Here is a 17,859-nt window from a genome sequence, read left to right as displayed (position 1 = left end):
GGATATCCCCTAAGTTGAAAGCCGGTGAGGCAAAAACAGCGGCCATTGTAGCGGCCAGCCGTCCACTTATCCACATGTAGGTTGCTCACAGGGCGCCAAGAATCAATGCCTTAACCGTAAAAAAGGCGACAAATGGTCTGTGCATAAGCTCTGTGGATAAGCGCCCCTAAGCCCGTTGCACAAGTGGGGTTGAAAGTCTGTGGGTAACTCGCCTGTGGATAAGTAGCCATTCCACACACAGCTTATCCGATAGCGCAGCACAGGCAGAGCACCGTTTCTCCCCCGTGTTGTCATTCTCTGTACACCACGTGGAATATGGCCTTAAGGCAGTTATCCACAGAAGATCGTCTCCCTAGCTTTTATAAGCTTTACAGAAAAGCTTTAAATAACTTCCTTCTTTATTTTTATATCTATGGCATTGCTCGTGAAAGCCGAACCGCTCGGATTCGGTCCAGAGGCCTCCAGATATCTAATTAAAGGAAAAGCTGGTTGGAAATTGACCTAGAGGCTTGCTTTCTCTAGAATCGCCGGTCTCTTAAAACGGGGGCCATTCCGGCCCGTTGTGGACGAACCAGGTAACACGCCATGAAACGTACTTTCCAACCAAGCACCATCAAACGCGCCCGTACTCACGGCTTCCGTGCTCGCATGGCAACCAAGAACGGCCGTGCTGTCCTGTCGCGTCGCCGCGCCAAAGGTCGTGCGCGTCTGGCAGTTTGATAATCCGGTACTGGTGGTGAGTCAGGACTTCAGTCGGGAAAAGCGTCTGCTAACCCCCCGGCATTTCAAGGCAGTCTTTGACTCCCCCACCGGCAAGGTTCCGGGGAAAAATCTCCTGCTCCTTGCGCGTAACAACGATCTGGATCACCCCCGTCTCGGGTTGGTGATCGGCAAGAAGAGCGTAAAGCTCTCCGTTGAGCGCAATCGCCTCAAGCGTCTGATGCGCGAATCGTTTCGCCTCCACCAGGAGACTCTGGTTGGTTGGGATATTGTTATCGTCGCGCGCAAAGGCTTGGGGGACGTAGAAAACCCCGAATTGATTCAGCATTTCGGCAAGCTCTGGAAACGTTTGGCTCGTACCAACAAGCCAGCACCAGCTGTCAGCACCGAAACTGTAGGGGTAGACAGTACTGATGCGTAAACTGGCGCTCGTTCCGATCCAGTTTTACCGCTATGCCATTAGTCCCCTGATGGCAAACCACTGTCGTTTCTACCCCAGTTGTTCCTGCTACGCGTTGGAAGCCATAGAAAATCATGGCCTTCTGCGCGGTGGCTGGCTGACCTTTCGTCGTTTAGGTCGCTGTCATCCGTGGAATCCCGGTGGTTATGACCCGGTTCCACCTATCCCTACCTCCCGTTCTTCTTCGATGGCCGAGTAATCATGGATATTAAACGCACGATCCTGATCGTCGCCCTGGCAATCGTGTCCTACTCTATGGTTCTTAAGTGGAACCAGGATTATGGCCAAGCTGCCCTGCCGACTCAGAATGTTGCTACCAATCAGTCGGCGCCGGCTATTCCGGATACGCCACTGGGTAACAATGCTGCCGCCAGTGCCGATGTACCCAGCGCGAATGCCGATACCAGCACCCCGGTAGAAACCCCGGTCGTCACCAATAAAGACCTCATCCATGTAAAAACGGATGTACTGGACCTGGCAATCGATCCACAGGGTGGTGATATCGCCCAGCTGAAACTGCCGCTGTATCCACGTCGCCAAGACCACCCGGATATTCCGTTCCAGCTGTTCGATAACGGCGGCGAACGTGTATATCTGGCACAAAGTGGCCTGACCGGCACTGACGGTCCGGATGCTCGTGCTACCGGTCGTCCGGTTTATTCGACCGAACAGAAGACTTATCAACTGGCTGATGGCCAGAACCAGTTGAACGTTGACCTGAAATTCAGTCACGACGGCGTCAACTACATCAAGCGCTTCAGCTTCACCCGCGGTTTGTACGATCTGAAAGTCACTTATCTGATCGACAACGAAAGCGCCAAGCCGTGGACAGGCAACCTTTTTGCCCAGCTCAAGCGTGACAACAGCGCCGATCCTTCTTCCAGCACTGCCACCGGCACCGCGACTTACCTGGGCGCCGCCCTGTGGACAAGTAACGAGCCGTACAAAAAAGTGTCGATGAAAGATATCGACAAGGGCGCGCTGAAAGAAACCGTTCAAGGTGGCTGGGTCGCCTGGTTGCAACACTACTTCGTGACCGCATGGATCCCGAACAAGGGTGATGCCAACCTGGTTCAAACCCGCAAAGACAGCCAAGGCAACTACATCATTGGCTTTACTGGCCCGACGTTGACCGTCGCTCCGGGTGCCAAGGCTGAAGCCAGCGCTACGTTGTACGCCGGTCCGAAGAGCCAGGCTGTGCTGAAGGAGTTATCCCCAGGTCTGGAACTGACTGTGGATTACGGCATTCTGTGGTTCATTGCCCAGCCTATCTTCTGGCTGCTGCAACATATCCACAGCATCGTCGGCAACTGGGGCTTCTCGATCATCCTGCTGACCATGTTGATCAAGGGGATCTTCTTCCCACTGTCGGCTGCCAGCTACAAGTCGATGGCACGTATGCGTGCCGTGGCCCCGAAACTGGCCGCGCTGAAAGAACAACATGGTGATGACCGGCAGAAAATGTCGCAGGCCATGATGGAGCTGTACAAGAAAGAGAAGATCAACCCGCTGGGTGGATGCTTGCCGATTCTGGTCCAGATGCCGGTGTTCCTGTCGCTGTACTGGGTGCTCCTGGAAAGCGTGGAAATGCGCCAGGCTCCGTTCATGCTGTGGATAACTGACCTGTCGATCAAAGACCCGTTCTTTATCCTGCCGATCATCATGGGCGCGACCATGTTCATCCAGCAGCGTCTGAACCCGACTCCGCCGGACCCGATGCAGGCCAAGGTAATGAAAATGATGCCAATCATCTTCACCTTCTTCTTCCTGTGGTTCCCGGCTGGTCTGGTGCTGTACTGGGTGGTCAACAACTGCCTGTCGATCTCCCAACAGTGGTACATCACACGTAAAATCGAAGCGGCTACCAAAAAAGCCGAGGCGTAATTTACTCTGTGGATAACACCACTCAAGACGCCCCCTAGTGGGGCGTTTTGCTTTCCGTCACTTTTATCCGGGTACCCGCCATGAGCGCTCCTCGTGAAACCATCGCCGCTGTCGCCACCGCTCAAGGTCGTGGTGGCGTCGGTATCGTTCGTATTTCCGGGCCACTCGCCGGCGTGGCGGCCCAGGCCATCAGTGGACGGGAGCTGAAGCCGCGGTATGCGCATTACGGGCCGTTTTTAGGCGCTGATGAAGAGGTGCTGGATGAAGGTATTGCCCTTTATTTTCCGGGCCCGAACTCCTTTACCGGTGAAGACGTCCTGGAACTGCAAGGCCACGGTGGCCCGATCGTTCTGGACATGCTGCTGCAGCGTTGCCTGCAGTTGGGTTGCCGCCTGGCACGCCCGGGTGAATTCAGCGAACGCGCGTTCCTCAACGATAAACTCGACCTGGCCCAGGCCGAGGCGATTGCCGACCTGATTGAAGCCAGTTCTGCACAAGCCGCGCGCAATGCATTGCGCTCGTTGCAGGGCGCTTTTTCCCTGCGTGTGCATAACCTCACCGAGCAATTAATCAGCCTGCGTATCTACGTGGAGGCCGCAATTGATTTCCCGGAGGAAGAAATCGACTTCCTTGCCGATGGCCATGTCCTGGCGATGCTGGATAAAGTCCGTGACGAGTTATCCACAGTCCTGCGCGAAGCCGGGCAAGGTGCCTTGCTGCGTGACGGTATGACGGTGGTGATTGCCGGCCGACCCAACGCCGGCAAGTCGAGCCTGCTCAACGCTCTGGCGGGGCGAGAAGCGGCCATCGTTACCGAGATCGCCGGCACCACCCGGGATATCTTGCGCGAACATATCCACATCGATGGCATGCCACTGCATGTGGTGGACACGGCCGGGCTGCGTGACACCGATGACCAGGTGGAAAAGATCGGCGTGGAACGTGCTTTGAAGGCCATCACTGAGGCCGATCGGGTGCTGCTGGTGGTGGATGCCACCGCGCCAGAGGCAGCAGATCCGTTTGCGCTGTGGCCGGAATTTCTCGAACAACGGCCAGACCCGGCCAAGGTCACGCTGATTCGAAACAAGGCCGACCTGACGGGCGAGGCGATCGCCTTGGAAGTCAGTGAGGACGGCCACGTGACGATCAGCTTAAGTGCCAAGTCTGCGGGAGAGGGGCTGGAACTGCTGCGCGATCATCTGAAAGCGTGCATGGGCTACGAGCAGACCTCGGAAAGCAGCTTCAGCGCTCGTCGCAGGCACCTGGAGGCGCTACGGCATGCCAGCGCCGCCCTCGAGCATGGCCGCGCGCAGCTGACGCTGGCAGGAGCCGGTGAGCTGCTGGCTGAAGATTTACGTCAAGCGCAGCAGCTGTTGGGTGAGATCACCGGCGCGTTCAGCTCCGATGATTTGTTGGGGCGGATTTTCTCAAGCTTCTGTATCGGGAAATAGCCGGATTATCCACAGCTGGCACGTCACCAGTTGTAGGAAACTGTTCCGAGTAGCGTCCGGCTTTCACCCCAATAGCAGCGGCCCGCATCGTTGCAGCCGGACACATACTCCTTGTCGAACAGGTTCTTCGCGTTCACGTCCACCGACCAGTGCTTGTCAATCTGGTAACCGATGGCGGCATCCACCAACGTTACGCTTCCAGCATCCAGCTTCCCGTAAAGGGAAGGCGCGGTGTAAGCGAAAGTGCTGTCGAAGTAGCGCATGCCGCCGCCCACGGACAAGCCCTTGAGTTGGCCATCAAGAAAGCGGTACTTGCCCCAGACCGAAGCCTGATTACGTGGGACACCGGTCATTTGGTGACCTTCCACGAGCGACGTTGCCGAATCCTTGGTAATTCGAGCATCGGTGTAGGTGTAGGCCGCAGTCACGTTCAAATTGGGTGTGAGGTTGCTGTTGACCTCCGCTTCCACGCCCTTGGCCCGGCTTTCACCAACCTGGCGGTAGGTATTGGTAGTGGCGTCGAGGTACGTGTCGTCCTGCTTGCGCAGGTCATATACCGACAACGTCATCGCCGTGTCCCAGCCGATCGGCTCGTACTTGAGGCCTACTTCGTATTGACTGCTGGTGATCGGGTCCAGCGGTGTGCCGGCATTGGAGATCTGCTGTACCGGGACGAACGCGGTGGAGTAGCTGACATACGGCGTCAGGCCGTTGTCGAACTGGTACATGATCCCGCCCTGATAGGTGAATTTGCGGTCTTCAGAGCTGATATTGCCGGCCTTGGCCACCTTGTCGCGAAAATCACTGTCGACCCAGTCCTGGCGTCCGCCGAGCAAGAATAACCAGTGGTCATATTTGCTCTGGACCTGTGCATAAACACCTTTCATCTGCTGTTCCAGCAACGTGTTTTGCACCGCAAGAGGCGTCAATGGGTCCTTCAGGTATACCGGGTTATACACATTGATCGTGCCTGCAAATCCGGCATTCCAATCCTGGCTGAACGAGGTACGGTCATAGCTCGCACCAAGCAGCACGGTATTTTCCAGGCCACCCACCTGGAATTTGCCTTCCAACTGGTTATCCAGCGAGTAGACCATCGATTTGTTGTAGCGATCGTAGGCATTCATGTTCAGCTGGGTGCCGAACCCCGCATTATTCAGGTTGCCTGGCCAGGTTTCATGGCGGGTGATTCGCGACTGCATGTAGCGCGAGTTCTGCCGAAACTGCCAGTCATCGTTGAAGCTGTGGCTGAACTCGTAGCCGGTGCTCCAGGTTTCCCGTTCGAAGGTGTTCCAGTCCGGGTCACCGAGCATGGTGTGCTTGGAGAGCTTCCCGTTGGGGTTGGTCAGTAACGTGCCGGCGGCAGGTAGGCCAAGTTCAAGATTAGTGTGGTCTTTCTGGTAGTTGGCCAGCAGCGTCAGGGTGTTGTAGTCGTCGAAATTGAGGGTCAGGGACGGTGCGATATACAGGCGGTCATCGGGAACGTGATCGGTCTGGGTGTCGGACTTTCTGCCGAGCATCACCACGCGTCCAAGAATAGTGTCGTTGTCGTTCAGCGGACCGGAGATATCCACACCCACCTGGCGGCGATTATTCGAACCGTAGGTCAGCTGAACTTCGCCTTGTGGTGTAGCTGTCGGGTGTTTACTTACCAGGTTGACCAGACCACCGGGTGCATTTTCGCCGTAGAGCAGGGAAGACGGGCCACGGAATATTTCTACCCGTTCCAGCCCATAAGGTTCGCTGGTGGTGTCATACCGGTTGCCTTGTACTCGCAAGCCATCGCGCAGCAGGCCGTAGCCATAATCCGTGGCGTTGAAGCCGCGAATGAAGAACAGGTCACCGGCCAGGCCGTCGCCCGCAGCAAAGGGAGGGGCAAAGATTCCCGGCACATAGCCCAGCACTTCGGTGAGCGTCTGGGATTTTTGATCCTTGATGCGCTGGCCGGTCACCACTGACACCGAGCGCGGAGTTTCCGACAACGGTGTGCTGGTCTTGGTACCGATTCGGCTGTTTTGCGCCTTGTAACCTACGTCCCCGGCAATCTCCTGATTGAAACCGGCCTGTTGATAAGTGCTGACAGTAGTCGGGGCCAACATGAGTTGTTCCCCGCTCGTGGCCGGCTGCAGCGCGTAGCTGCCGGGGCCTTGAGCCGCCGCCTGCAATCCCGAGTTCTGCAGCAATAACGCAAACCCTTGTTCCACCGAGTAGTCACCTTCCAGCCCAGGACTTTGCAAGCGCGCCGTCTGCTGCGGCGAGAATGACAAAATCACATTGGCCTTCGCCGCGAACTGGCTCAAGGCATTGTCGAGTGGCCCGGGGGCGATCACGTAATGTTGCACCGAGCTGGCAGCAATCGCCTGGGTGCATAACAAGGTGCTGGCAGTCGCTGCCGTGGTCAGCAGCAAGCCATACGTGAGGCCGTGATAGGAGAGACGCTGGCGAAATTTTGTAGGAAGGCGCATGTGTGAGTAAGCCCTGAAGGTAGCATCGTGATTACCTGTAGGGCCGCGCCAGGTAAAAAAAAGATAACCCCTGCTGAGAGTATTTTTTCGGTATCAACCTGTAAGCGTGACGGCGACCCAGTAGCGGGTGAAATACTTCACCTGGATCGGCAATGTGACCTGCAGGTTGGCCAGTACGGCGTCGGTGGAATCCAGGCGGAAGGTGCCGGACACCCGCAGCCGGGCTGATGCGGCGTCGCACTGCATGACGCCCGGCCGATAGCGCGCGAGTTCGTCGACGACATCCCCCAGTCGCGCGTCCAGAACGATCAGTTGGCCGTCGACCCATGCGGCTTGGTTCCTGCGATAGATATGGCTGGGGCCTACGTCTAGCGTGCCGAAATCGGCAGTCTCACCGGGGCCGAGCAGTCGGCCATGACCCGGCTGGTCGACGGGTTGCACGCTGACCCGGTTTTCCAACACGCCAACCCGCGTTGACCCCTGCAATTGGCGAACAGTGAACCGCGTGCCTAAGGCTTGAACACGACCTTCACGGGTTTCGACATAAAACGGTGTGTGCCGCCCCGACTTGCCGGTGTGGATAAGTACTTCCCCCTCACGCAAACGGACCAGTCGCTGCTGCCCATCGAAAAGTACGTCGATCGCGGTATGGGTATTGAGGTCAATTTGAGTGCCGTCGGCAAGCTCGATTCGCCGTCGTTCGCCGACCTTGGTTCGATAGTCAGCCCAAAGGTTGCCCAGGGGCGTGTGTTGTTGAACGTTCCACCCCAAATACCCGGCGGCGCCGAGCATCAACATCAGCTTGAGCACTTGGCGCCGCTGTTGACTGGTCGAGAGCGCGCGACGGGTGAAATCCTTGGGTAGCGCACCGAGGCCACGTTGTAACTGTTCCATCTGGTTCCAGGCCGCCTGATGGGAAGGATCGCCGTTGAGCCATTGCTGCCAGGCACTGTGTTGCGCAGGTGTCGGTGGTTGCGATTGAAATTGCACGTACCAACTGGCGGCGGCTTCGAACGTCTTGCGATCCGGGGCGGCCATTACGCGCCCGCCATGATCAGGGCGCATTCTGTCAGGGCGCGGACCATATGTTTCTTGACGGTGGTCAGCGAGACACGCAGCTGATCGGCGATCTGTTGATAAGTCAGGCCTTCGACCTGGGACAGCATGAAAATTCGCCGAGCCCGCTCACCCAGCCCATACAAGGCTTTATCCACAGCCACAAGGGTTTCAATGATGATCGCCTTGTCTTCTTCACTGATTGCGGTTGCTTCTGGCCGGTCTGCGAGGGTTTGCAGATAGGCTTGTTCAATGGCGCGGCGGCGATAGCGGTCAATCACCAGTCCCCTGGCAACAGTGGCCAGATAGTCCCTGGGCTCAAGGATCTGCGCCGCATTGCGGCCGCCCAGGATCCGCACGAACGTATCGTGTGCCACATCGGCTGCATCGCAGGCGTTATGCAACTTTCCCTTGAGCCAGCTATGCAACCACGAATGGTGCTGCTCATAGATGTGCTGGACTGCAAGGGTATGCGGGGGAAGGGCCATGAGAGGTGACGAGGTAGGTTAATGATAATAACTATTATTAACTGCCGTGACGCTTTCTCACAATAGGCCTGCCATCAACCCGTTTCACAAATGCAAACGAAGCGTTTCTTGCCTATCCGAAGATTCTCGGAGGCCGCCGTGTGCCTGAAACTTATCGAAATCCGTACTTTCTGTGGATTAAGCCCTGTGAATAACCACCCCTGTGCCCGGTTGATAACAAGGCTTAAAACCTGAGTAAAAACCCCTCTGTGGATAACCACCTGTTTAATCCACAGGCTTAAAGCACTTATCCAAGGGCCTCCTTGGTACCTAACCACAGGCTTTTGAATCTCTGTACATAACGTAAATAAAGGCCTGTATAGATCTATCCACAGAAACATGCCTCAGTAGAAATAAACATAAAAACAAAGATTTAATAAATTTCTCTCTTTTAATTTCTATTGTTCGTGATTCATCCACAGCTGGTTAAATTTTGTGCAAAGGGTTCTTTAGGAAGGGCGAAGTCCCTATACTTGCCGACTCGTTCGAAAACCTGATCTCGAACGCTCATTCCTAATTACCTACAGAAGCAGGCACGAGGTGCGTGGTGGATTTCCCTTCCCGTTTTGAAGTGATCGTCATCGGCGGCGGTCATGCCGGTACCGAGGCAGCACTGGCGTCAGCACGCATGGGGGCAAAAACCCTGTTGCTGACGCATAACGTGGAAACCCTCGGCGCCATGAGCTGCAACCCCGCAATTGGCGGGATTGGCAAAAGCCACCTGGTCAAGGAAATCGATGCCCTGGGCGGCGCGATGGCCATGGCTACCGACAAAGGTGGTATTCAATTTCGCGTATTGAACAGCCGCAAAGGCCCGGCCGTGCGAGCCACGCGTGCTCAAGCCGACCGGATCCTGTACAAGGCCGCTGTCCGCGAAACCCTGGAAAACCAGCCGAACCTGTGGATATTTCAACAGGCAGCGGATGACCTGATCGTCGAGCAAGACCAGGTACGCGGTGTTGTCACGCAAATGGGCCTGCGTTTCTTCGCAGAATCCGTGGTGTTGACCACCGGTACGTTCCTGGGCGGACTTATCCACATCGGCATGCAGAACTATTCCGGTGGTCGCGCCGGTGATCCACCGTCAATCGCCCTGGCTCAGCGCCTTCGCGAACTGCCACTGCGTGTTGGTCGCCTGAAAACCGGCACGCCGCCGCGAATTGATGGGCGGTCTGTGGATTTCTCGGTGATGACCGAGCAAGCCGGCGATACACCGATCCCGGTGATGTCGTTCATGGGCTCCAAGGAACAGCATCCGAAACAGGTCAGTTGCTGGATTACCCACACCAACGCCCGCACCCATGAAATCATTGCCGCGAACCTCGACCGTTCGCCGATGTATTCCGGAGTGATCGAAGGTATTGGCCCGCGCTACTGCCCGTCGATCGAAGACAAGATCCACCGCTTTGCCGACAAGGAAAGCCATCAGGTCTTTATCGAGCCGGAAGGTTTGACCACCCACGAGCTGTACCCGAACGGGATTTCTACTTCCTTGCCGTTCGATGTGCAAATCCAGATCGTGCAGTCGATCCGCGGTATGGAAAACGCTCACATCGTGCGGCCTGGTTACGCCATCGAGTACGACTACTTCGATCCGCGTGACCTGAAATACAGCCTGGAAACCAAGGTTATCGGCGGCTTGTTCTTCGCTGGGCAAATCAACGGCACCACCGGTTACGAAGAAGCCGGCGCCCAGGGTTTGCTGGCCGGAGCCAACGCTGCATTGCGTGCACAAGGCAAAGACAGCTGGTGCCCGCGTCGCGATGAGGCGTACATCGGGGTGTTGGTCGACGACCTGATTACCCTCGGCACCCAGGAACCGTACCGGATGTTTACATCCCGGGCCGAATACCGCCTGATCCTGCGGGAAGACAATGCCGACCTGCGCTTGACCGAAAAAGGTCGTGAGCTCGGCCTGGTCGACGATGTGCGTTGGGAAGCCTTCTGCAAAAAACGCGAAAGCATCGAGTTGGAAGAGCAACGCCTGAAAAGTACCTGGGTTCGCCCGGGCACCGAGCAAGGCGACGCGATTGCCGAAAAATTCGGCACGCCGCTGACCCACGAATACAACTTGCTGAACCTGCTGTCCCGTCCGGAAATCGACTACGCTGGGCTGATCTCGGTCACCGGCGGTGGTGCAGAAGATCCACAGGTCGCCGAACAGGTCGAAATCAAGACCAAATACGCCGGGTACATTGACCGCCAGCAGGATGAAATCGCTCGCCTGCGGGCCAGTGAAGACACCAAGCTGCCTATGGATATCGATTACACAAACATTTCCGGGCTGTCGAAAGAGATCCAAGGCAAGCTGGGGATAACTCGACCAGAGACCCTGGGCCAGGCGTCCCGTATCCCGGGCGTCACGCCGGCAGCCATTTCGCTGTTGATGATTCATTTGAAAAAACGCGGCGCGGGCCGTCAGTTGGAGCAAAGCGCTTGAGTTCGTTGGTCACCTCGCAACACGCCGAAGAGTTATCCACAGGTGCTCGCCAGCTTGGCGTCAACCTGACTGAAGCCCAGCACGAGTTGCTGCTGGGTTATCTGGCCCTGTTGATCAAATGGAACAAGGCTTACAACCTCACTGCGGTGCGTGATCCGGACGAAATGGTCTCTCGCCACCTGCTCGACAGTCTGAGTGTGATGCCGTTTATCGAAAACGGCCGCTGGCTTGACGTTGGCAGCGGCGGCGGCATGCCCGGCATCCCGCTGGCGATCCTGTTTCCCGAGTCGCAAGTGACTTGCCTGGACAGCAACGGCAAGAAAACCCGCTTCCTGACCCAGGTGAAACTCGAACTCAAGCTGGATAACTTGCAAGTTATCCACAGTCGCGTCGAAGCCTTCACGCCTGAACAGCCTTTCAACGGAATTGTTTCCCGGGCGTTCAGCAGCATGGAGAATTTCAGTAACTGGACCCGCCACCTCGGCGACCGCGATACCCGTTGGCTGGCAATGAAGGGCGTTCATCCAAGCGACGAGCTGTTAGCATTGCCGGCAGACTTCCACCTCGATAGCGAACACGCCTTGGCCGTACCCGGTTGCCAAGGTCAACGCCATCTGCTGATACTGCGCCGCACGGCATGATTGGGAACACAAGCAAGAATGGCTAAGGTATTCGCGATAGCGAACCAGAAAGGTGGCGTGGGCAAAACCACCACCTGCATCAACCTCGCAGCATCCCTGGTCGCTACCAAGCGTCGGGTGCTGTTGATCGATCTCGATCCACAGGGCAACGCCACCATGGGTAGCGGTGTGGATAAACACGGCCTGGAAAACTCGGTCTACGACTTGCTGATAGGCGAGTGCGACCTGGCCCAGGCCATGCACTATTCCGAGCACGGTGGTTATCAACTGCTGCCGGCCAACCGCGATTTGACTGCGGCGGAAGTGGTGCTGCTGGAAATGCAGATGAAAGAAAGCCGTCTGCGCAGCGCCTTGGCGCCAATCCGCGAGAATTACGACTACATTTTGATCGACTGCCCACCGTCGCTGTCGATGCTGACGTTGAACGCATTGGTTGCCGCCGACGGGGTGATTATCCCCATGCAGTGCGAGTACTTCGCGCTCGAAGGCTTGAGCGACCTTGTGGATAACATCAAGCGTATTGCCGAGTTGCTCAACCCGAACCTGCAAATCGAAGGCCTGCTGCGGACCATGTATGACCCGCGCCTGAGCCTGATGAACGACGTGTCGGCGCAGCTCAAGGAACACTTCGGCGACCAGTTGTACGACACCGTGATTCCACGCAACATCCGCCTGGCCGAAGCGCCAAGCTATGGCATGCCCGCGCTGGCGTACGACAAATCATCCCGCGGCGCCATTGCCTACCTGGCTCTGGCCGGCGAGATGGTTCGTCGTCAACGCCGCAATTCACGCACCGCTGCAGCCCAGCCAACTTAAGGAATCCCCATGGCCGTCAAGAAACGAGGTCTAGGACGTGGACTGGATGCACTGCTGAGTGGTCCGACTGTCACGACCCTTGAAGAACAAGCGGTGCAGGCCGACGAGCGTGAGCTGCAGCACCTGCCGCTGGACCTGATCCAGCGCGGCAAATACCAGCCGCGCCGGGACATGGACCCTCAGGCGCTGGAAGAATTGGCGAATTCGATCAAGGCCCAGGGCGTGATGCAGCCGATCGTGGTGCGTCCGATTGGTGCTGGCCGCTTTGAAATCATCGCCGGCGAACGCCGCTGGCGCGCCAGCCAACAGGCCGGCAAGGAAACCATCCCGGCGATGGTGCGTGATGTGCCGGATGAAACCGCCATCGCCATGGCGTTGATCGAGAACATCCAGCGTGAAGACCTCAATCCGATCGAGGAAGCGATCGCCCTGCAGCGTTTGCAGCAGGAATTCAAACTGACGCAGCAGGAAGTCGCGGATGCGGTGGGTAAGTCCCGCGTGACCGTGTCCAACCTGCTGCGGCTGATTGCGCTGCCAGAAGTCATCAAAACGATGCTTTCCCACGGCGACCTGGAAATGGGTCATGCCCGTGCCTTGCTCGGTTTGCCGGAAAATCAACAGGTTGAAGGGGCGCGACACGTTGTCGCACGGGGCCTCACCGTTCGTCAGACCGAAGCCCTGGTTCGCCAGTGGCTCAGTGGCAAACCTGCACCGGTCGAAACCGCCAAACCTGATCCGGATATTGCACGCCTGGAGCAGCGCCTGGCCGAGCGCCTAGGCTCTGCGGTGCAAATTCGCCACGGCAAGAAAGGTAAAGGGCAATTGGTCATCGGATATAACTCATTGGATGAGCTTCAGGGCGTCCTTGCCCACATCCGTTGAAACAATTGCTTATGTAGCGCGCAGTCGGAAATCACTACCCGGCAGTTGAATAGGGGCAGAACCGCCCCTATACTCTGCGCGCATTTTGTCGGCACAAATTATGCCAAGTTATTGATTTCCGGCAGCCGACCATTGAGGAGCAAGAGTGATGGAAACCCGCACGCCAAACACGTTGCCGTTCCATCGCTTGGCCGTTTTCCCGGTTTTATTGGCTCAATTTGTCATCTTGCTGATCGCTGCTTTGGCGCTTTGGTATTGGCATGGAGTCGTAGCCGGATACTCGGGACTCTGCGGAGGCCTGATAGCCTTGCTGCCCAATATGTATTTTGCTCACAGGGCCTTTCGGTTTTCCGGCGCCCGAGCAGCCCAAGCCATCGTCCGGTCTTTTTATGCCGGCGAGGCGGGGAAATTGATTTTGACGGCAGTGCTGTTTGCACTGACCTTTGCAGGTGTGAAGCCATTGGCGCCGCTGGCTGTATTCGGCGTCTTCGTGTTGACCCAACTGGTCAGCTGGTTCGCTCCCCTGCTAATGAAAACAAGACTTTCGAAACCTTAGGGCGTTTGAGGCAACCATGGCAGAAACAACCGCTTCGGGCTATATCCAGCACCACTTGCAGAACCTGACCTTCGGTCAGCTTCCCAACGGCGGCTGGGGCTTTGCCCACACCGCAGCAGAAGCCAAAGAAATGGGCTTCTGGGCATTCCACCTGGATACTCTGGGCTGGTCTGTCGCATTGGGTCTGATCTTCGTCCTGATTTTCCGCATGGCGGCAAAGAAGGCGACTTCCGGTCAGCCAGGTGCTTTGCAGAACTTCGTTGAAGTATTGGTCGAATTCGTCGATGGCAGCGTGAAAGACAGCTTCCATGGTCGTAGCGCGGTGATTGCACCGTTGGCACTGACCATCTTCGTCTGGGTGTTCCTGATGAACGCCGTCGACCTGATTCCGGTCGACTGGATTCCTCAGTTGGCCATGGCGATCTCCGGCGATCCGCACATTCCATTCCGTGCCGTATCGACCACTGACCCGAACGCTACCCTGGGCATGGCCCTGTCGGTGTTCGTGTTGATCATTTTCTACAGCATCAAGATCAAGGGCATCGGCGGCTTCATCGGCGAACTGACCCTGCACCCGTTCGGCAGCAAGAATATTTTCCTTCAAGCCCTGCTGATCCCGGTGAACTTCCTGCTGGAATTCGTGACCCTGATCGCCAAGCCAATTTCCCTGGCTCTGCGACTGTTCGGCAACATGTATGCCGGCGAGCTGGTGTTCATTCTGATCGCTGTGATGTTCGGCAGTGGTCTGCTCTGGCTTAGCGGCCTGGGCATTGTTCTGCAGTGGGCGTGGGCTGTGTTCCACATCCTGATCATCACCCTGCAGGCGTTTATCTTCATGATGCTGACCATCGTCTACCTGTCGATGGCGCACGAAGAGAACCATTAAGACCAGTCTCGACTAGTCTGATGTCCCTCCCGGTCAAATGGGAGGGTAGCCCTGAAGGGCTATGAAACGATTTGTTTTACCGCTTTAAAATCTAAAAAACCTAAACCATACGACGTAAAAGTCGGGAGGAAAGATGGAAACTGTAGTTGGTCTAACCGCTATCGCTGTTGCACTGTTGATCGGCCTGGGCGCCCTGGGTACTGCCATTGGTTTCGGCCTGCTGGGCGGCAAGTTCCTGGAAGGCGCAGCGCGCCAGCCAGAAATGGTTCCAATGCTGCAAGTTAAGATGTTCATCGTCGCCGGCCTGCTCGACGCCGTGACCATGATCGGTGTTGGTATCGCTCTGTTCTTCACCTTCGCGAACCCCTTCGTTGGTCAACTCGCCGGTTAATCACTCGTTTTTTCGAGTGATTGGTGTGTTGTGCAACGAACGAGCGAGGTATTGGCGTGAACATTAATGCAACCATTATTGGTCAGTCCTTAGCGTTCTTGATTTTTGTAGTTTTCTGCATGAAGTTCGTATGGCCTCCGGTCATCGCGGCTTTGCACGAACGTCAGAAGAAGATCGCAGACGGACTGGACGCTGCCGCACGAGCAGCTCGCGACCTGGAGTTGGCCCAAGATAAAGCGGGTCAACAACTGCGCGAAGCGAAAGCTCAGGCAGCTGAAATCATTGAGCAAGCCAAGAAACGCGGTAACCAGATCGTTGAAGAGGCTGTTGAAAAAGCCCGTATCGACGCTGACCGTGTGAAGGTTCAGGCTCAAGCCGAGATCGAGCAGGAACTGAACGGTGTCAAAGATGCGCTGCGTGCCCAACTGGGTGCTCTGGCCGTCGGCGGTGCTGAGAAGATCCTGGGTGCCACAATCGATCAAAACGCGCACGCGGAGCTGGTAAACAAACTGGCTGCTGAAATTTAAGCGAGGGCGATCATGGCAGAATTGACCACGTTGGCCCGACCTTACGCTAAGGCAGCCTTCGAGCACGCCCAGGCCCACCAGCAGCTGGCCTCTTGGTCAGCCATGCTCGGCCTGGCTGCAGCAGTGTCGCAAGACGACACCATGCAGCGCGTGCTCAAGGCCCCGCGACTGACGAGCGCAGACAAGGCCGCCACGTTTATTGACGTGTGCGGCGACAAGTTTGATGTAAAAGTGCAGAACTTCATCCACGTCGTTGCCGAAAACGACCGTCTCCCGCTTCTGCCGGAGATCGCCGCTCTGTTTGACCTGTACAAGGCCGAACAAGAGAAATCGGTAGACGTTGAAGTGACCAGTGCTTTTGCATTGAACCAAGAACAGCAAGACAAACTCGCCAAGGTTCTCAGTGCACGACTCGACCGGGAAGTGCGCCTGCAAGTTGCGGAGGATGCCACCCTGATTGGTGGTGTCATCATTCGCGCCGGCGACCTGGTTATCGATGGCTCGATTCGCGGCAAACTCGCGAATCTTGCCGAAGCATTGAAATCTTGAGTTTGAAGGGGCAGCAGAGCAATGCAGCAACTCAATCCTTCCGAAATAAGTGAAATTATCAAGGGCCGCATCGACAAGCTCGATGTGACCTCCCAAGCCCGTAACGAAGGCACTGTCGTCAGCGTATCTGACGGCATCGTGCGGATTCACGGTCTGGCCGACGTAATGTACGGCGAGATGATCGAGTTTCCGGGCGGCGTCTTCGGTATGGCTCTCAACCTGGAGCAAGACTCTGTAGGTGCCGTTGTATTGGGCTCCTACCAGACTCTGGCTGAAGGCATGAGCGCCAAGTGCACAGGCCGCATCCTGGAGGTTCCGGTTGGTAAGGAACTGCTGGGTCGCGTTGTCGACGCACTGGGTAACCCAGTTGACGGCAAAGGTCCGCTGAACAACACCGAGACCGATGCGGTCGAGAAAGTTGCTCCAGGCGTGATCTGGCGTAAGTCGGTAGACCAGCCTGTACAGACTGGCTACAAGGCTGTCGATGCCATGATTCCTGTCGGCCGTGGCCAGCGTGAGCTGATCATCGGTGACCGTCAGATCGGTAAAACCGCTCTGGCGATCGACGCGATCATCAACCAGAAAGACAGCGGGATTTTCTGCGTCTACGTAGCAATCGGTCAGAAACAATCGACCATCGCCAACGTGGTTCGCAAGCTGGAAGAAAACGGCGCCTTGGCTAACACCATCGTCGTGGCCGCCAGTGCTTCCGAATCCGCTGCACTTCAGTTCCTGGCACCGTACTCCGGTTGCACCATGGGCGAATACTTCCGCGACCGCGGTGAAGACGCGCTGATCGTTTATGACGATCTGTCCAAGCAAGCAGTGGCTTACCGCCAGATTTCCCTGCTGCTGCGCCGTCCACCAGGCCGTGAAGCTTACCCAGGCGACGTGTTCTATCTCCACTCCCGTCTGCTGGAGCGCGCATCCCGCGTTTCGGAAGAATACGTAGAGAAGTTCACCAACGGCGCAGTGACCGGCAAAACCGGTTCCCTGACCGCACTGCCGATCATCGAAACCCAGGCTGGCGACGTTTCCGCGTTCGTTCCGACCAACGTGATTTCCATCACCGACGGTCAGATCTTCCTGGAATCGGCCATGTTCAACTCCGGGATCCGTCCTGCAGTGAACGCCGGTGTTTCGGTATCCCGTGTGGGTGGTGCCGCTCAGACCAAGATCATCAAGAAGCTCTCCGGTGGTATCCGTACCGCTCTGGCTCAGTACCGTGAACTGGCGGCATTCGCCCAGTTCGCTTCTGACCTGGACGAAGCGACCCGTAAGCAACTTGAGCATGGTCAGCGCGTTACCGAGCTGATGAAGCAGAAGCAATACGCACCAATGTCGATCGCTGACATGGCGCTGTCGCTGTATGCCGCTGAGCGTGGGTTCCTGACCGACGTTGAAATCACCAAGGTCGGCAGCTTCGAACAAGCGCTGATTGCTTACTTCAACCGCGATCACGCCGAATTGATGGCGAAGATCAACGTGAAGGGTGACTTCAATGACGACATCGACGCTGGCATCAAAGCCGGTATCGAGAAGTTCAAGGCCACCCAAACCTGGTAAGCCGCAGCGGGGGCCGCGAGGCTCCCGCTTGCTAACCTGATA

Annotated in this window: 18 protein-coding genes; 15 read left to right on the top strand and 3 right to left on the bottom strand. The window is 56.7% G+C overall.

Going from position 1 to position 17,859, the window contains the following annotated elements:
• The first annotated feature begins 585 nt into the window (after positions 1–585).
• From rpmH to mnmE, 5 genes are all read left to right on the top strand, one after another.
• Entirely contained in the window at positions 586–720 is a 135-nt protein-coding gene (gene rpmH / locus ACA046_RS32750; protein ID WP_003213577.1) for a 50S ribosomal protein L34, read from the top strand.
• Positions 721–736: 16 nt separating this feature from the next.
• Complete coding sequence (gene rnpA, locus ACA046_RS32745) at positions 737–1,141, top strand: ribonuclease P protein component (protein WP_010168490.1); 405 nt, start codon at positions 737–739, stop codon at positions 1,139–1,141.
• Positions 1,134–1,379, top strand: coding sequence for a membrane protein insertion efficiency factor YidD (gene yidD, locus ACA046_RS32740; protein WP_003213574.1), 246 nt, complete (start codon positions 1,134–1,136; stop codon positions 1,377–1,379). Before rnpA ends, yidD begins: the two co-directional genes overlap by 8 nt.
• A gap of 2 nt (positions 1,380–1,381) precedes the next feature.
• Positions 1,382–3,064, top strand: a complete 1,683-nt coding sequence (yidC, locus tag ACA046_RS32735) for a membrane protein insertase YidC (protein WP_497675655.1) — start codon at positions 1,382–1,384, stop codon at positions 3,062–3,064.
• Between the two features lie 80 nt (positions 3,065–3,144).
• A complete protein-coding gene (gene mnmE / locus ACA046_RS32730) occupies positions 3,145–4,515 on the top strand; it encodes a tRNA uridine-5-carboxymethylaminomethyl(34) synthesis GTPase MnmE (RefSeq protein WP_421523209.1) in 1,371 nt (456 codons plus the stop codon).
• A gap of 23 nt (positions 4,516–4,538) precedes the next feature.
• On the opposite strand, the gene ACA046_RS32725 is transcribed toward mnmE, so the two are convergent.
• The 3 genes from ACA046_RS32725 to ACA046_RS32715 form a co-directional block, all read right to left on the bottom strand.
• Entirely contained in the window at positions 4,539–6,980 is a 2,442-nt protein-coding gene (locus ACA046_RS32725; protein ID WP_497675654.1) for a TonB-dependent siderophore receptor, read from the bottom strand.
• 93 nt (positions 6,981–7,073) lie between these two features.
• Entirely contained in the window at positions 7,074–8,018 is a 945-nt protein-coding gene (locus ACA046_RS32720; protein WP_497675653.1) for a FecR domain-containing protein, read from the bottom strand.
• Positions 8,018–8,524 carry a sigma-70 family RNA polymerase sigma factor gene (locus ACA046_RS32715; RefSeq protein WP_258342951.1) on the bottom strand — a complete coding sequence of 169 codons (507 nt, stop codon included), beginning with the start codon at positions 8,522–8,524 and terminating at the stop codon, positions 8,018–8,020. The genes ACA046_RS32720 and ACA046_RS32715 overlap by 1 nt, the downstream gene beginning before the upstream one ends.
• A gap of 586 nt (positions 8,525–9,110) precedes the next feature.
• Between ACA046_RS32715 and mnmG the strand changes: the two genes are divergently transcribed.
• The 10 genes from mnmG (at position 9,111) to atpA (ending at position 17,817) form a co-directional block, all read left to right on the top strand.
• Positions 9,111–11,003, top strand: coding sequence for a tRNA uridine-5-carboxymethylaminomethyl(34) synthesis enzyme MnmG (gene mnmG / locus ACA046_RS32710; RefSeq protein ID WP_497675652.1), 1,893 nt, complete (start codon positions 9,111–9,113; stop codon positions 11,001–11,003).
• Positions 11,000–11,644 (top strand): 16S rRNA (guanine(527)-N(7))-methyltransferase RsmG, encoded by a 645-nt coding sequence (gene rsmG / locus ACA046_RS32705; RefSeq protein ID WP_003213561.1) that lies wholly within the window; start codon positions 11,000–11,002, stop codon positions 11,642–11,644. Before mnmG ends, rsmG begins: the two co-directional genes overlap by 4 nt.
• Before the next feature lie 18 nt (positions 11,645–11,662).
• Positions 11,663–12,460: a ParA family protein gene (locus ACA046_RS32700; RefSeq protein ID WP_017477894.1), complete on the top strand. Its 798-nt coding sequence runs from the start codon at positions 11,663–11,665 to the stop codon at positions 12,458–12,460.
• Positions 12,461–12,469: 9 nt separating this feature from the next.
• Positions 12,470–13,342, top strand: coding sequence for a ParB/RepB/Spo0J family partition protein (locus ACA046_RS32695; RefSeq protein WP_003213558.1), 873 nt, complete (start codon positions 12,470–12,472; stop codon positions 13,340–13,342).
• 148 nt (positions 13,343–13,490) lie between these two features.
• Entirely contained in the window at positions 13,491–13,898 is a 408-nt protein-coding gene (locus tag ACA046_RS32690; RefSeq protein ID WP_010565865.1) for a F0F1 ATP synthase subunit I, read from the top strand.
• A 16-nt stretch (positions 13,899–13,914) separates the two neighbouring features.
• Entirely contained in the window at positions 13,915–14,784 is an 870-nt protein-coding gene (gene atpB / locus ACA046_RS32685) for a F0F1 ATP synthase subunit A (protein WP_076013262.1), read from the top strand.
• Positions 14,785–14,917: 133 nt separating this feature from the next.
• Positions 14,918–15,175, top strand: coding sequence for a F0F1 ATP synthase subunit C (atpE, locus tag ACA046_RS32680; RefSeq protein ID WP_002555987.1), 258 nt, complete (start codon positions 14,918–14,920; stop codon positions 15,173–15,175).
• A gap of 56 nt (positions 15,176–15,231) precedes the next feature.
• Complete coding sequence (locus ACA046_RS32675) at positions 15,232–15,702, top strand: F0F1 ATP synthase subunit B (protein ID WP_008439543.1); 471 nt, start codon at positions 15,232–15,234, stop codon at positions 15,700–15,702.
• Positions 15,703–15,714: 12 nt separating this feature from the next.
• The gene (locus tag ACA046_RS32670; protein ID WP_003213551.1) at positions 15,715–16,251 is read left to right on the top strand and encodes a F0F1 ATP synthase subunit delta; all 537 of its coding nucleotides are present in this window, start codon (positions 15,715–15,717) and stop codon (positions 16,249–16,251) included.
• Between the two features lie 21 nt (positions 16,252–16,272).
• The gene (gene atpA / locus ACA046_RS32665) at positions 16,273–17,817 is read left to right on the top strand and encodes a F0F1 ATP synthase subunit alpha (protein ID WP_076013261.1); all 1,545 of its coding nucleotides are present in this window, start codon (positions 16,273–16,275) and stop codon (positions 17,815–17,817) included.
• Positions 17,818–17,859: the final 42 nt, after the last annotated feature.

It is taken from the genome of Pseudomonas sp. LBUM1641, from assembly GCF_059716235.1.
The sequence above is the reverse complement of the archived record's forward strand: the minus strand, read 5'-3'. Positions and strand labels throughout refer to the sequence as shown.

Excerpts from the sequence above, each read along its gene's own strand:
- ACA046_RS32715 (WP_258342951.1), bottom strand. The coding sequence starts at position 8,524 with ATGGCCCTTCCCCCGCATACCCTTGCAGTCCAGCACATCTATGAGCAG.
- ACA046_RS32725 (WP_497675654.1), bottom strand. The coding sequence starts at position 6,980 with ATGCGCCTTCCTACAAAATTTCGCCAGCGTCTCTCCTATCACGGCCTC.
- yidC (WP_497675655.1), top strand. The coding sequence starts at position 1,382 with ATGGATATTAAACGCACGATCCTGATCGTCGCCCTGGCAATCGTGTCC.
- atpE (WP_002555987.1), top strand. The coding sequence starts at position 14,918 with ATGGAAACTGTAGTTGGTCTAACCGCTATCGCTGTTGCACTGTTGATC.
- rpmH (WP_003213577.1), top strand. The coding sequence starts at position 586 with ATGAAACGTACTTTCCAACCAAGCACCATCAAACGCGCCCGTACTCAC.
- atpA (WP_076013261.1), top strand. The coding sequence starts at position 16,273 with ATGCAGCAACTCAATCCTTCCGAAATAAGTGAAATTATCAAGGGCCGC.
- ACA046_RS32695 (WP_003213558.1), top strand. The coding sequence starts at position 12,470 with ATGGCCGTCAAGAAACGAGGTCTAGGACGTGGACTGGATGCACTGCTG.
- ACA046_RS32720 (WP_497675653.1), bottom strand. The coding sequence starts at position 8,018 with ATGGCCGCCCCGGATCGCAAGACGTTCGAAGCCGCCGCCAGTTGGTAC.
- atpB (WP_076013262.1), top strand. The coding sequence starts at position 13,915 with ATGGCAGAAACAACCGCTTCGGGCTATATCCAGCACCACTTGCAGAAC.
- ACA046_RS32700 (WP_017477894.1), top strand. The coding sequence starts at position 11,663 with ATGGCTAAGGTATTCGCGATAGCGAACCAGAAAGGTGGCGTGGGCAAA.
- yidD (WP_003213574.1), top strand. The coding sequence starts at position 1,134 with ATGCGTAAACTGGCGCTCGTTCCGATCCAGTTTTACCGCTATGCCATT.
- mnmE (WP_421523209.1), top strand. The coding sequence starts at position 3,145 with ATGAGCGCTCCTCGTGAAACCATCGCCGCTGTCGCCACCGCTCAAGGT.
- ACA046_RS32670 (WP_003213551.1), top strand. The coding sequence starts at position 15,715 with ATGGCAGAATTGACCACGTTGGCCCGACCTTACGCTAAGGCAGCCTTC.
- ACA046_RS32690 (WP_010565865.1), top strand. The coding sequence starts at position 13,491 with ATGGAAACCCGCACGCCAAACACGTTGCCGTTCCATCGCTTGGCCGTT.